The sequence below is a fragment of the Arthrobacter sp. SAFR-044 genome (assembly GCF_059414985.1).
The window spans coordinates 337,150-349,226 of the sequence record NZ_JBPFDN010000004.1; the positions used below are offsets into that span (position 1 = coordinate 337,150).

A 12,077-nucleotide genomic window follows, 5' to 3' on the forward strand; every position below is an offset into this window, starting at 1 on the left:
CGCCTTAGAGCTGGATGCCCAGGAGCGCGTCCACCGCGTCCTTCACCAAGGCGCCGTCCGCGGGGCTGGCGGCAGCACCGCCGTCGTTCGCGCTCCGTGCCCAGCGTGAGACTGCCGCAACCGCTGCGGGCGCATTCAGGTCTGCTGCCAGGGCTTCCCGCATCTCGGCGAGCAGCGCCGGGCCCGAGCCCTCCGGAGCGTGGTCGAGTGCTTTCCGCCATGCCGCCAGGTCTGCCTTGGCAGCCGTGAAGCCTTGGTCCGTCCACGACCAATCGGAGCGGTAGTGGTGGGCCAGGATCGCCAGCCGGATTGCTGCCGGGTCTTCGCCGGCTGCGCGGAGCCTGGAAACCAGCACCAGGTTGCCCTTGGATTTGCTCATCTTTTCGCCGTCAAGGCCCACCATGCCCGCGTGGGCATAGTGCTTGGCCAGCGGCACGCCAGCCAGCGAGTAGGCGTGGCCGGCGCCCATTTCGTGGTGCGGGAAGATCAGGTCCGATCCGCCGCCCTGCACGGTGAAGGGCGACGGCAGGTACTTCTGTGCGATTACGGTGCACTCAATGTGCCAGCCGGGCCTTCCAGCGCCCAGGCTGCCGCCGGGCCAGCTCGGCTCACCTTCCCGTCCCACCCGCCAGAGCAGCGGGTCAAGCGCCTGCCGCTTTCCTGCACGGCCCGGATCGCCGCCGCGCTCGGCGAAGAGCTCCAGCATGGCACTTTCGCCAAGGTGGGATATGCAGCCCAAGGACCAGGCATCAGGTGCCGTGGACTGCTTGCCCGCCGCTTCGACGTCGTAATAGACGTCTCCGTCAGGTTCGCCGTTGGCGCCGGCCACCCGGTACGCCAGCCCCATGCTGACCAGCCTTTCCACCTCGGGCACGATCAGGCCGATGGATTCCACGGCGCCGACGTAGTGGTCCGGGGCCAGGACGTTCAGCGCCTCCATGTCCGTCTGGAAGAGTTCCACCTGCTCCGCGGCCAGGGCGCGCCAGTCCACGCCGGTAGCGGTGGCTCGTTCGAGCAGGGGGTCATCCACGTCGGTGACGTTCTGCACATAGGAGACCTCGCTGCCGGCGTCGCGCCAGGCACGGTTCAGCAGGTCAAAGGCCACATAGCTGGCGGCGTGCCCCATGTGGGTTGCGTCGTAGGGGGTGATGCCGCAGACGTACATGGAAGGCCGGGCCTCGGGTTCCAGCGCCACGTCGCGGGCCGCCGCAGTATCGAACAGCCGGATGGCGGGCATGTTTCCGGGCAGGGCAGGCACAGGGCGGGAAGTCCAGGATTTCACATGCCAAGCCTAGTCCTAGGCGCTGATGACGCCGAAACCGAGAAGGAGGTACAGGGCCAGGCCCAGGAAGATCCGGTACCAGACGAAGACCCGGTAGCTGCGCGTCGAGACGAACTTCAGGAACCACCCTATGATGACGTAGCCCACCACCAGGGCAATCACCGTGGCAAGCGCGGTCTCGGGAAGGCCGAACGGTCCTGAGATACCTTCCTTGGTGACTACCTTGTAAAGCTGGTAGAGCCCGCTGCCAAACACGGCAGGGATGGCCAGCAGGAACGAGTACCGTGCCGCAGCTTCGCGCGTGTAGCCCATGAACAGGCCGGCGGTGATGGTGCCGCCGGAGCGGGAGACGCCGGGAATAAGGGCTAGGGCCTGCGCCAGGCCGTAAAGGATGCCGTGTTTGTAGGTGAGGTGGGCAAGGTCCCGCTTTTGGGCGCCAATAGCGTCCGCCACGGCGAGGATGAGGCCGAACACGATGAGCATGGTGGCCACGATCCACATGCTGCGGAGCACGGACTCGATCTGGTCCTGGAAGAGCAGCCCCAGCACGATGATGGGGAGGCTCCCGAGAATCACCAGCCAGCCCATCCGGGCGTCCGGGTCCTGCCGGGGAACCCTGCCGGCGAGGGAACCCGCCCACGCTTTGACGATCCGGACGATGTCACGCCAGAAAAAGATCAGCACGGCGGTCTCCGTGCCGAGCTGGGTGATGGCGGTAAAAGCGGCTCCCGGGTCCTCTGCGTTGGGGAGGAATTCCCCCACGATCCGCAGGTGCGCGCTCGATGAAATCGGTAGAAATTCGGTCAGTCCCTGCACTAGGCCCAGCAGGGCCGCTTCAAACCAGTTCACGCTAAGACCCTACGGCATGGCAGGGCCGCTCCTGCCCGTAAGCTTGCTGCTATGCAGCAGCGTTACGTCGGCAACAGTGGATTGCGAGTTTCAGCCCTCTCCCTTGGCACCCGGTCCTGGGGTGGCGACACTGACGAACAGGACGCGTCGGAGTTGCTGCGTACTTTCCTGGATGCCGGCGGCCGGCACGTGGATACGTCGGCTTCATATGCGGGCGGCGGTTCAGAAGCGATCCTTGGCTCGCTCCTGGGCGACGTGGTGTCCCGCACGGAGATTTCGATCTCCACGAAAGCGGGGATGACGACGCCGGATGGCCGGTATGCGGTGGACACGTCACGCAACGCGATGCTCACCGGCCTGGACGCCAGCCTGGCCAGGCTGGGCACCGACTATATAGACCTGTGGTTTGCCGAAGCATGGGACCGCAACGTTCCGCTGGACGAAACCCTGGCGGCGCTCGAGTTCGCCGTTCGCACCGGCCGGGCCCGTTACGCGGGAATCTCGAACTTCAGGGGCTGGCAGGCTGCGAAGGCCGCCGCCATCAGCAGCGTCCCGCTGGTGGCTGTCCAGGCCGAATACTCGTTTCTTAGGCGGTCGGCAGAGGCTGAACTGATACCGGCTGTCGAGGATGCAGGGATGGGCCTGATGGCATGGGCTCCGCTGGGCCGCGGGGTGCTCACCGGAAAGTACCGCGGCAGCATCCCCGCCGGCTCACGTGGGGCCTCGGTCAGCGAAGCGGCCTATGTGGAGCCGTATTTGGAGGAGAAGCCGTCGCGCATCGTGGATGCGGTATGCATGGCGGCCAATGGGCTGGGCCGGACACCCCAGGACGTATCGCTGTCATGGTTGCTGGCACAGCAGGGAGTCGCCACGGCAATTGTGGGCCCCCGGACACCGGTGCAGTTGAAGGAAATCCTCGACGCCCAGCTGGCACCCCTCCCGCCGCAGATTGCCCGCGCGCTGGAAGATGTTTCCGCCGGCTCTTAGGTTCTGTTTCCGGCGGTTTTTTATTCCGGGCCTCCGCGTCGCCGGAGCGGTTGGGTTGCTGTTATTCCTCGACGATTTCCAGGTCCTCGTCCTCGTCCACGTCGGCTTCTTCGTCTTCCTCGTCCTCGTCATCGAAAACCTGCAGGGGCGTTACTTCGTTGTAGGCCTCGTAAAGGGCGTCCTCGTAAACTTCGAAGGCATCGGCAACTGCGAAAAACGCTGCTTCAACTGAGGGGTCACCGTCCCCGCGGCGGTTCGATGCTGCTATAAGGTGTTCTTCCAAAGCGGTGGTCAGGGACGAAAGCGCGACACGCGGATCGATGCTCATGACTTCACGTTAGCCGGAAAAGGACGAAAATGGAGAGCAAATGAAGGAACAATTTCTCACCAGCTCGGTCCAGCGGGAGCGGGATTATTTGCGGCAGTACGAGTACCTTGTACTGACCGTGAGCCCTGTTGACTCCTTGCCGGAGGCGCGGCGCCGCCTCGTGGAACACTCTGAATACGGCAAGTGGGAGCTGGAACGCAGCAAGCTCTACATGGGCGGCGGCAGGCGCTTCTGGCTGCGGCGCCGGGTGATGCAGGTCCAGAGGACCGTTTAGGAGTGTGGGGTCCAGAGGACCGTCTAGTCCTCCAGCGGCCCCAGCCACGCGTTGGCTACGGTGTTGTGGGCTGATTCGTCGTCGGAAGGGTGGAACATCCCGGCCAGCACGTCCCGGTAGAGCCGTTCCAGTTCTGAGCCCCGGAAATAGCTCGATCCCCCGCTGACGCGGATGGCCAGGTCGACAACCCGGCGCGCAGTTTCGGTGGCATTCACTTTCAGTCCCACCAGTTTGGGGAACCACTGGGTTCCGTGGTCGGCCAGGGCGTCGACGTCGGCGGTCACCGACCTGAGCTGGGGGTACAGGTTGTCCATGGCCATCGCCGCATCGGCCACCTTCCAGCGGATGTCCGGGTCCTGCGCGTAGCTGCGTTCGCCGTTCTTGAATGAGGTGCGCCGCTTCACGGTCTCCACGCCGACGGCCAGGGCGCGTTCGCCGATACCCGTGTAAACGGCGGCCAGGAGGCTTTCGAAGCAGGCGAAGATTGCGAAGATCAGGGGGTCGGCGTTGGGGCCGACCGGCAGCTTGCGGAAGATGCGTCCGGCAGGAGCCTTCACGCCTTCCAGGACCGTGGTGGCAGACTGGCTGGCGCGCATGCCCAGGGTGTCCCAGTCGTCCAGGATCCGGTAGCCGGGAGTATCCCGCGCAATAAACCCGTGGACGAGTTCCCCGGCACCGGCCCGGGCGTCCGGGTCCTTGCCGAAGATGCCCAGGCGGGTCCAGGCCGGCGAGAGGCTGGTGAAGATCTTGGTACCGCTGAACGTATAGCCCCCGTCCTGTTCCGGCACGGCAGTGGTCCGTGAGTCGAAGAGGACGGAGTCGTTCCCGGCTTCCGAGTTGCCGAACGCGAAGACTTCTCCCTGCGCGGCTTCCTCGAGGACGAACGCCAGCGAATGGTCGCCCCGGGCCGCCAGGACGTGGGCGACGCCGGTCCAGACCAGGTGCATGTTGATAGCCAGTGCGGTGGCCGGTGCAGCTGTTGCCAGCCTGCGCTGGCACTGCGCCGCAGCTTCGAGCCCAAGCCCCGCGCCGCCGTCGGACGTTGGTACGAAAAGCTTCAGGTACCCCGCTGCCGCCAACTCCTTCAGGTCCTCGTGGAAGAAGGCGTTGTCACGGTCATACGCGGCTGCGCGGCCACGGATGCGCTCCAGGAGTTCGTCGGGCAGCAGTTCCTCTGGGCTCACGGCCAGCTCCCGTCAGTAGTTGGTGAGCAGCGTGTTCAGAACGCGGGCGCCGAATTTGAGGGAGTCCGCAGGCACGCGCTCGTCCACGCCGTGGAACATGCCGGTGAAGTCCAGCTCATCAGGAAGCATCAGGGGCGCGAACCCGTAGCCGGTGATGCCCAGCCGGCTGAGCGACTTGTTGTCCGTGCCGCCCGAGAGCGTGTAGGGCAGCACCTTGGCACCGGGGTCCTCCTTGTGGAGGGCATCGATCATGGAGTCCACCAGGTTGCCGGCGAACGGGACCTCGAGTGAGACATCGTTGTGGACGTAGCTGACGTCCACGCCGTTGCCGGCGAGTTCGCGCACAGTCTCAAGGACCTGCTGCTCCTGGCCCGGGAGGGTGCGGCAGTCAATCAGGGCTTCGGCGGACTCGGGGATGACGTTGTGCTTGTAGCCGCCCTTGAGGAGGGTGGGGTTCGTGGTGTTCTGCAAGGTGGCGCCGACGAACCTGGCCACGGTACCAAGCTGGTTGAGCAGGAGGTCCGGATTGTCGGCGTCGAACTCCACGCCGGTGAGTTCCGTTACCCCGTCAAGGAACTGCCGGGTGGTGGGGGTGAGCTCGATGGGCCACTTGTATTCGCCGATCCTCGTCACGGCAGCAGCGAGCCGGGTCACTGCATTATCGGTGTTGATCTGCGAACCGTGGCCGGCCCTTCCATGCGCTACCAGGCGGAGCCAGGAGATGCCCTTCTCCGCCGTCTGCAGCAGGTAAGTCCGCTGCCCGCCAATGGTGGCAGAAAAGCCCCCCACCTCGGAAATGGCCTCGGTGGCGCCCTCGAAGAGTTCGGGCCGGTTGTCCACGGCGTAGCGCGCGCCGTAAACGCCGCCGGCCTCCTCGTCCGCAAAGAACGCAAAGATGATGTCCCGCTTGGGCTTCCTTCCCTCCCTGGCGAAGCTCCGAAGGACCGAAAGGATCATGGCGTCCATGTCCTTCATGTCGACGGCGCCGCGTCCCCAGATGAGCCCGTCCTTCAGTTCTGCGCCAAACGGGTCCACGGACCACTGGTCCCGCAGCGCGGGGACCACGTCCAGGTGCCCGTGGACCACCAGGGCGCTGGCGGAGGGGTCTTCCCCTGCCATCCTGGTGACAACGTTGGCGCGGCCCGGTGCGGACTCGAAGATCTCGGCGTCCAGCCCCACTTCCTCGATGAGGCCCGCGGCATACTCTGCCGCCGCCCGCTCCCCCGGCCCCGACCCGTCCCCATAGTTGGAGGTGTCGATCCGGATGAGTTCCTGGCAGATCCGGACAACTTCATCCTCGGGCAGGACGTCAGGCATTGGTGGCTCCTTGATAGGGAATGACTGGGTGGCACGAGCTGAATCGCTGCCCTCAGCCTACCTACTCGGCCCGATTCGTTGTTCTACGAAAAGTCGTGTTAGAGTTTTTCTCGCTGCTTCGGAGAGACGCGAAACGCTGAAAGGCGGGACGGCTTCTGCGAATACCACCTGCGCGGGTGGCGGAATGGCAGACGCGCTAGCTTGAGGTGCTAGTCCTCGAAAGGGGGTGGGGGTTCAAGTCCCCCTCCGCGCACAAGAGGAAGCCCCGGAACGTCAACGATGTTCCGGGGCTTTTTTGTGTCGCCGACCACGCCAAGATGCACTGTCAGCGGTGAGAGTCAATGGTTCCGACCTCGCACAAAGCGCGCTGGCGCCGGGTGACCCCGCTCAATCTGGAGAGGGGGACTGCCTGTTTCAGGTCGGCGCTGACACGGGTGTCCCATGCAGGTACGATGCGATTCAGCACTGAGGGTGGCCTTCTTGGAATCAGTGCGCACTGATGGCTTTGGGGGAACACAGTGAAGCGGATCGTCCTGATCGTCCTTGCAGCGGTATTTGTTGTAGGTCTTGGTGCATTCCTTGTTGTTCGCTCCGCCGAGGACATGGTGACTGCTGACATGCTTTCCCGCGCCGGCCGGCTCTCTATTCCCGCCGACTGGAAGATGACCGACGAAACCGTCCGGCCCGAGCGGTTCATGTGTATCAGCACGAACCCATGTCCCAGTCTCACCCGCCGCTGGGACACCGGAAAAGAACTGACGGACGACCACGTGGCCGCAGTATTCTCGGGGCTTGGCTTCGAGATGAAGGCGGATGGACCGTGCAACCGATCATCCAACATCATCGGCGACTCCCCCATCTGCATCTCACGAGGGGCTGACGGCGAGTTCGAGTATCTGTTCACCGTCTTCAGTCCTGCCCCGGGAGCGCCTGAGCGCGTGGTCCTTGCGGTTGAGCCAGTCCACTGAACCTTGGGGAAATCTTTGGATACTGGCCGGAGATCGGTGCAAGCACTGACGGTGCTTACGATGGCGGCGGATCAACGTTGCAGGCGACCGACGAATGGCAGCGGCACCATCACAATTTGCAGCTCCAGCGGCACGGACGGTGAGTACGACTACCTCGTCACTGTCACGAGCCCCGACCCGCGGGAGCCCCAGCTCGTCACCCTGATCGTCCGTCCCAGAAGCTGAACCTTGGGAAGACTCGCGGTGAGGGCATCGTAGGCGCGGATTGGGTGACCTACGGGCTGATGGCCAGCGGCTTTGTCCTGGCTGCGCACGAGGCCCGGCTGAAACCTTCAGCATGGGGAACGCGGTTGTTCGTCCCGGTATCGTCACACCAATCCACGCCGAAAGGGTAGGCCTCAACGCTGGCCTCCCCCGGCGCTGTCTGCAGCGGCACGTCAAACTGGTACGAAAACCCGCCGGCATCGTTCATCGGTGCAGTCGTGCTGATGGCGACGTGGCCGGCGGCGTCGGTGACGATGATCTGAATCCGGGCGTTCTGTCCGTAGCGGGGGTTGCAGCCAGCGTCGGCCGCGTGCACTGTGATGGCGTCACCCGGCTTCGCGACGGTCGGGTTCACGGCGTAATTTGGCGGGAAACAGGGCGGCTCACCTTGCCGCGAGCCGTTGCAGGCGGACGAAAGACACGACACAAGCACAAGGGCCGTGGCCATCACTGCCACGCTTTTCCGCGACTTATCGGCTCGGTGAGCCCGGAACCCCATGACCTAAGTATGCGCAGGGTCGCGGGAAATACATCGTGCCCGGACTGCGTCGTCGCCCTATCGTCAGGCCAGGCGTGCCTTCACGATCTCGCTGACCGTTTTGCCGTCGAAGCGGCCGCCGATCTTAGGGGTGACGGATTTCATGACAGCGCCCATGGAACGCATGGTCAGCGCGGTGCCCTCGGCTCCCATTTCCGCGATGACCCCGTCGACGATTGCTTCAGCTTCTGCCCGCGTCAGGGCCTTCGGCAGATAGGCCTCAATGACCTCAGCTTCGGCAATCTCGGCCTGTGCCCGGTCGTCGTGCCCGGCGGCGGAATAGGTGGCGGCGGTGTCACGGCGCTTGGCGGCCTCTTTCTGCAGCAACGCCGTGACCTGGAGGTCATCGAGCTCAACCGGGGTCTTTCCTGATTTCTCCCGCGTTTCGATTTCACCGAGGACGTTGCGTACCGTGGTGAGGGCAACCTTGTTGCCGGCCTTCATGTGGGGGACGACGTCGCCCTTCAACTTTTCCTTCAATGACATGTTCTGCCTCAATTCTTCATGGGTTGGAAGCGGCTTGAGACCAAGCCTATTGCGCAGCCGCGACGACCGCTGCCGCCTCTTGGCCTTCAGCCCCCTTCCTTTGGAAAAAGACAGCTGTGCCCGGCCGTAGGCTAGTTTGGAATCCGCAGCGGCCTGGTCCCCCGGGCCCCGAAAGGAGCACCGAGTGGACAGCACGGTTGGCAAGTGGTTCCTGAGTCGGGCTGAACGGGGAAACCCCGCCACCGACATCCACGCGGGCGGTCCAGGTTCTCCGTCATGGTCGGAAGGCAACCTGGTGAAGCCCCTGATTCATGGGGAGGCCTACTTTTCCAGACTGCATGCCGAACTCTCGGCCCTGAAGGCCGGAGACCGGGTGTGGTTCACCGACTGGCGCGGCGACGGTGATGAGCAGTTGGAGGCCGGCGGTACGACGATTGGCGGATTGCTGGCGGAACTTGCCCGATCTGGCGTGGAAGTGCGGGGCCTTGTCTGGAGGTCCCACGGTGAACGGATCTCGGCCCCCATCAGCGGACGCTCCAATGAGCTCCTCAGCCGCCAGATCAACGACGCGGGCGGCGAGGCGCTGCTGGACCAGCGGGTCCGTATCTTCGGTTCCCACCACCAGAAACTGGTGGTCATCCGTCGTCGCGACGACCCGTCCCTGGACGTCGCCTTCGTGGGAGGAATCGACCTCTCGCACAGCCGCCGGGATAACGCCGGCCACGCAGGAGACCCGCAAGCAGTGAAGATGGATTCGCGCTACGGGCAGCGGCCGCCGTGGCACGATGCTGCCCTCGAACTCCGCGGACCGGTGGTGGCAGATGTGCTGGCCGTGTTCGCGGAACGATGGAACGACCGCCACCCGCTGGACCGGCGGACTCCCTACCGGATGTTGTTGCAGCGCCTGGCCCGCATGCCCCGGCACCCCAAACCCTTGCCGGAGGCCGCTCCGCCCCCGCCACCGGCCGGCCCGCACGCCGTCCAGCTGTTGCGCACCTATGGCGTGAAGCATCCGCCATTCCCGTTCGCCCCCAACGGAGAACGAAGCATAGCCAGGGCGTACGCAAAGGCCTTCGCCCACGCCCGCTCGCTCATCTACATCGAGGACCAGTACCTGTGGTCAACAGAAGTCGCCGCCGGCATTGCAGACGCACTAAAAGGCAACCCCAGGCTGAACGTGGTCATCGTGGTGCCCAGGTACCCGGACTCTGACGGCTTCCTTGGTGGACCGCCCAGGCGCTTGGGCCAGCTACGTGCCATCAGCATGCTCCGGCGGGCCGCACCCGACCGGGTGGGGGTGTTCGATCTGGAGAACAGCGAGGGGACGCCGATCTACGTCCACGCCAAGATCTGCATCATCGACGACACCTGGTTCACCTGTGGATCAGACAACTTCAACCGCCGGTCCTGGACAACCGACAGCGAGCTCACCTGTGCAGTGATCGATACATCGCCCGGTGATAACCCGGGCCGGCCCCGCCCCCTTGCGAGGAAGCTCCGGCTCCAGCTCTGGGCCGAGCATCTGGGCCTGGACCAGGAAGACCCCCGGCTCCATGCCGACGGCGGCGAACTGGAGCTGTGGAACAGCGCGGCGGATGCCCTGGACGAATGGCACAGAACCGGCAGTTCCACACCCCGCCCGGCTGGGCAGGTGCGTCACCATATACCCCAACCCCTGCCACCGTTCCACCGCCTGTGGGCCGATCCCATCTACCGGTTCATTGTGGACCCGGATGGCCGGCCGCGCCCCCTTCGTGGGACATCCCGGTTCTAGGCGGTCGCGCAAATCCGGACTTGAAAACTTAATCATAAGCATGCTTATGATGGAAGCAGCCGATGCGAACGGCTGCTGAACCAGAGGAGGAAACACCATGGGACTGGGCGACAAGATTGACAACGCTGCCGAGAAGGCGGGCGGCAAGGCCAAGGAAGCTGCCGGCGCAGCCAGCGGCGATGAGAGCCTGCGGGCCGAAGGCCAGGCGGACCAGGCAAAAGGCGACCTGAAGCAGGCCGGCGAAAAGGTCAAGGACGCCTTCAAGCACTGACAGTCAGTCACGGAAGAAGCGCACCCAGCGAACGGGGTGCGCTTTTTTCGTGCCCTCTGCCGGAGTGCGGAGCAGCGACTTCCAGCCGGTGGACCTGGCCGCCGCCATGTGGAACGCCGTTCGGAAACCCGTCCGGAGCGTGGTGGTCTGAGACCAGGGGGGGAAAACCGCCCCTCGGTGCGTTCGGTAGGTTGGAAAGGTAAGGGCATCAGCAACCGGACATGGAGAAGACATGAAAGCAATCGTGTACGAAGCAACAGGGCCCTCATCCGTGCTGAAGCTCCAGGACCGGCCATTGGCGGAGCCGGGGCCGGGCGAGGTCCGCGTCCGGATGGTGGTGTCCGGGGTCAACCCCACCGACTGGAAGTCACGTTCCGGAGGCGGAAGCAAGCAGCTGGACGCACCCAAGGTTCCAGACCAGGACGGAGCCGGAGTCATCGACCACCTCGGCTCCGGGGTCACCGGTTTCACCGTGGGCGACCGCGTCTGGCTGTGGGACGTCGCCTGGGGCGGCACCGAAGGTACGGCGCAGGAATACGTGGTGGTGCCCAGCCACAAAGCCGTGGCCCTTCCCGACGCCGAGTCCTTCGACACCGGCGCCTCGTTGGGGATCCCGGCCCTCACGGCGCACCGGGCCCTGACCTCGAACGAGGACGGGCCGGCCCGGCTCTCCCCCGGTGCCCTGGCGGGTCGCAGCGTCCTGGTCACCGGAGGTGCCGGAGCCGTAGGCCATGCCGCTATCCAGCTCGCACGATGGGCCGGGGCTGCCGTCATCACAACTGTCAGTGGGGACCGCAAAGCTGAACTCTCCCGCCGTGCCGGCGCCGGCACGGTCATCAACTACCGGACGGACGACGTTGTGAGTGCCGTCCACCAGGTCGCCGCAGACGGCGTCGACATCATTGTGGACGTCAACGCGCCGGCGAACATCGAAACGGACCTGGACATCCTCAAGCCCGGGGGAACCATATCCATTTACGCGGCGAACCCCGGAGAGCCGCTCACTGTTCCCATCCGCGACAGCATGAGCAAGAACGTCCGCTACCAGTTCATCCTGACCTACACGGTCACGAACGCGCAGAAGCAGCATGCCGTGGCCGCCGTCGCTGAAGCACTGGCCGCGGGCGCGGTCCGCGTAGGCGAAGAACATGGACTGCCACTGACACGATTCGCCCTGGAACAGGCCGCCGCAGCCCATGATGCTGTGGAACAGGAGACAGTCGGAAAGGTGCTCATCGACGTCGCGCCGGCACCCTAACCCCGTTACCGTGAAAGGCGGTCCCTGGCTGCATGTTCCACCAGGACCGGTATGAACGCGCGGACCCTGCCCGCATCCAGGAGGCTGTGTTCCTGCTGTACCACGGCTTCGATGTGCTCCCTGGACAGGGCGGGAAACTTCGCCGCAAGCCGGTCCACCACGTCGCCCAGCGCCCGCAACTCTTCGCTTACTCCCATCGGAGAAGCATCGGGGACGAGGGTGACACCGTCAAGACTTGACTAACGGGGAACCAGGGCGTGCAGCGCCGCCTGCCATGGGCGCACGAGGGCGAGCGCC

Annotated in this window: 14 protein-coding genes and 1 tRNA gene; 7 read left to right on the forward strand and 8 right to left on the reverse strand. The window is 64.9% G+C overall.

The genetic code is table 11. From position 1 onward, the window contains the following. Positions 1–4 precede the first annotated feature (4 nt). Both mshC and ACR65J_RS08905 read right to left on the reverse strand, forming a co-directional pair. Positions 5–1,282, reverse strand: coding sequence for a cysteine--1-D-myo-inosityl 2-amino-2-deoxy-alpha-D-glucopyranoside ligase (mshC, locus tag ACR65J_RS08900; protein WP_440167905.1), 1,278 nt, complete (start codon positions 1,280–1,282; stop codon positions 5–7). A 15-nt stretch (positions 1,283–1,297) separates the two neighbouring features. Beyond that, positions 1,298–2,131, reverse strand: a complete 834-nt coding sequence (locus tag ACR65J_RS08905) for an undecaprenyl-diphosphate phosphatase (RefSeq protein WP_440167907.1) — start codon at positions 2,129–2,131, stop codon at positions 1,298–1,300. 51 nt (positions 2,132–2,182) lie between these two features. Here ACR65J_RS08905 and ACR65J_RS08910 point away from each other — a divergent pair, with 51 nt between their 5' ends. Then, positions 2,183–3,118 (forward strand): aldo/keto reductase, encoded by a 936-nt coding sequence (locus ACR65J_RS08910; protein WP_440167909.1) that lies wholly within the window; start codon positions 2,183–2,185, stop codon positions 3,116–3,118. A 61-nt stretch (positions 3,119–3,179) separates the two neighbouring features. Here ACR65J_RS08910 and ACR65J_RS08915 read toward each other — a convergent pair whose 3' ends face one another. Further along, on the reverse strand, positions 3,180–3,446 hold the full coding sequence (locus ACR65J_RS08915) for a hypothetical protein (RefSeq protein WP_018771129.1): 267 nt from the start codon (positions 3,444–3,446) through the stop codon (positions 3,180–3,182). A gap of 40 nt (positions 3,447–3,486) precedes the next feature. Here ACR65J_RS08915 and ACR65J_RS08920 point away from each other — a divergent pair, with 40 nt between their 5' ends. Further along, on the forward strand, positions 3,487–3,720 hold the full coding sequence (locus ACR65J_RS08920) for a DUF5703 family protein (RefSeq protein WP_440167911.1): 234 nt from the start codon (positions 3,487–3,489) through the stop codon (positions 3,718–3,720). 23 nt (positions 3,721–3,743) lie between these two features. Here ACR65J_RS08920 and ACR65J_RS08925 read toward each other — a convergent pair whose 3' ends face one another. Together ACR65J_RS08925 and ACR65J_RS08930 are read right to left on the reverse strand one after the other, a co-directional pair. After that, the gene (locus ACR65J_RS08925) at positions 3,744–4,904 is read right to left on the reverse strand and encodes an acyl-CoA dehydrogenase family protein (protein WP_440167913.1); all 1,161 of its coding nucleotides are present in this window, start codon (positions 4,902–4,904) and stop codon (positions 3,744–3,746) included. A gap of 12 nt (positions 4,905–4,916) precedes the next feature. Further along, a complete protein-coding gene (locus ACR65J_RS08930; RefSeq protein WP_440167915.1) occupies positions 4,917–6,221 on the reverse strand; it encodes a M20/M25/M40 family metallo-hydrolase in 1,305 nt (434 codons plus the stop codon). A gap of 170 nt (positions 6,222–6,391) precedes the next feature. On the opposite strand from ACR65J_RS08930, the gene ACR65J_RS08935 reads away from it, so the two are divergent. Together ACR65J_RS08935 and ACR65J_RS08940 are read left to right on the forward strand one after the other, a co-directional pair. Continuing rightward, positions 6,392–6,474 (forward strand) — tRNA-Leu (locus tag ACR65J_RS08935). A gap of 265 nt (positions 6,475–6,739) precedes the next feature. Then, the gene (locus tag ACR65J_RS08940) at positions 6,740–7,189 is read left to right on the forward strand and encodes a hypothetical protein (RefSeq protein WP_440167917.1); all 450 of its coding nucleotides are present in this window, start codon (positions 6,740–6,742) and stop codon (positions 7,187–7,189) included. Between the two features lie 274 nt (positions 7,190–7,463). Here the strand turns inward: ACR65J_RS08940 and ACR65J_RS08945 are convergent, their stop codons facing one another. Further along, on the reverse strand, positions 7,464–7,808 hold the full coding sequence (locus ACR65J_RS08945) for a hypothetical protein (RefSeq protein WP_440167919.1): 345 nt from the start codon (positions 7,806–7,808) through the stop codon (positions 7,464–7,466). Positions 7,809–8,015: 207 nt separating this feature from the next. Continuing rightward, complete coding sequence (locus ACR65J_RS08950; RefSeq protein ID WP_440167921.1) at positions 8,016–8,477, reverse strand: GatB/YqeY domain-containing protein; 462 nt, start codon at positions 8,475–8,477, stop codon at positions 8,016–8,018. Positions 8,478–8,661: 184 nt separating this feature from the next. Here ACR65J_RS08950 and ACR65J_RS08955 point away from each other — a divergent pair, with 184 nt between their 5' ends. From ACR65J_RS08955 to ACR65J_RS08965, 3 genes are all read left to right on the forward strand, one after another. After that, positions 8,662–10,251 (forward strand): phospholipase D family protein, encoded by a 1,590-nt coding sequence (locus tag ACR65J_RS08955; protein ID WP_440167922.1) that lies wholly within the window; start codon positions 8,662–8,664, stop codon positions 10,249–10,251. Positions 10,252–10,348: 97 nt separating this feature from the next. Beyond that, positions 10,349–10,522 (forward strand): CsbD family protein, encoded by a 174-nt coding sequence (locus tag ACR65J_RS08960; RefSeq protein ID WP_159633138.1) that lies wholly within the window; start codon positions 10,349–10,351, stop codon positions 10,520–10,522. 232 nt (positions 10,523–10,754) lie between these two features. Beyond that, positions 10,755–11,780, forward strand: coding sequence for an NADPH:quinone reductase (locus ACR65J_RS08965; protein WP_440167925.1), 1,026 nt, complete (start codon positions 10,755–10,757; stop codon positions 11,778–11,780). Positions 11,781–11,785: 5 nt separating this feature from the next. Here ACR65J_RS08965 and ACR65J_RS08970 read toward each other — a convergent pair whose 3' ends face one another. Beyond that, complete coding sequence (locus tag ACR65J_RS08970) at positions 11,786–11,977, reverse strand: three-helix bundle dimerization domain-containing protein (protein ID WP_440167927.1); 192 nt, start codon at positions 11,975–11,977, stop codon at positions 11,786–11,788. Positions 11,978–12,077: the final 100 nt, after the last annotated feature.

Excerpts from the sequence above, each read along its gene's own strand:
- ACR65J_RS08910 (WP_440167909.1), top strand. The coding sequence starts at position 2,183 with ATGCAGCAGCGTTACGTCGGCAACAGTGGATTGCGAGTTTCAGCCCTC.
- ACR65J_RS08915 (WP_018771129.1), bottom strand. The coding sequence starts at position 3,446 with ATGAGCATCGATCCGCGTGTCGCGCTTTCGTCCCTGACCACCGCTTTG.
- ACR65J_RS08920 (WP_440167911.1), top strand. The coding sequence starts at position 3,487 with ATGAAGGAACAATTTCTCACCAGCTCGGTCCAGCGGGAGCGGGATTAT.
- ACR65J_RS08930 (WP_440167915.1), bottom strand. The coding sequence starts at position 6,221 with ATGCCTGACGTCCTGCCCGAGGATGAAGTTGTCCGGATCTGCCAGGAA.
- ACR65J_RS08950 (WP_440167921.1), bottom strand. The coding sequence starts at position 8,477 with ATGTCATTGAAGGAAAAGTTGAAGGGCGACGTCGTCCCCCACATGAAG.
- ACR65J_RS08960 (WP_159633138.1), top strand. The coding sequence starts at position 10,349 with ATGGGACTGGGCGACAAGATTGACAACGCTGCCGAGAAGGCGGGCGGC.
- ACR65J_RS08965 (WP_440167925.1), top strand. The coding sequence starts at position 10,755 with ATGAAAGCAATCGTGTACGAAGCAACAGGGCCCTCATCCGTGCTGAAG.
- ACR65J_RS08970 (WP_440167927.1), bottom strand. The coding sequence starts at position 11,977 with ATGGGAGTAAGCGAAGAGTTGCGGGCGCTGGGCGACGTGGTGGACCGG.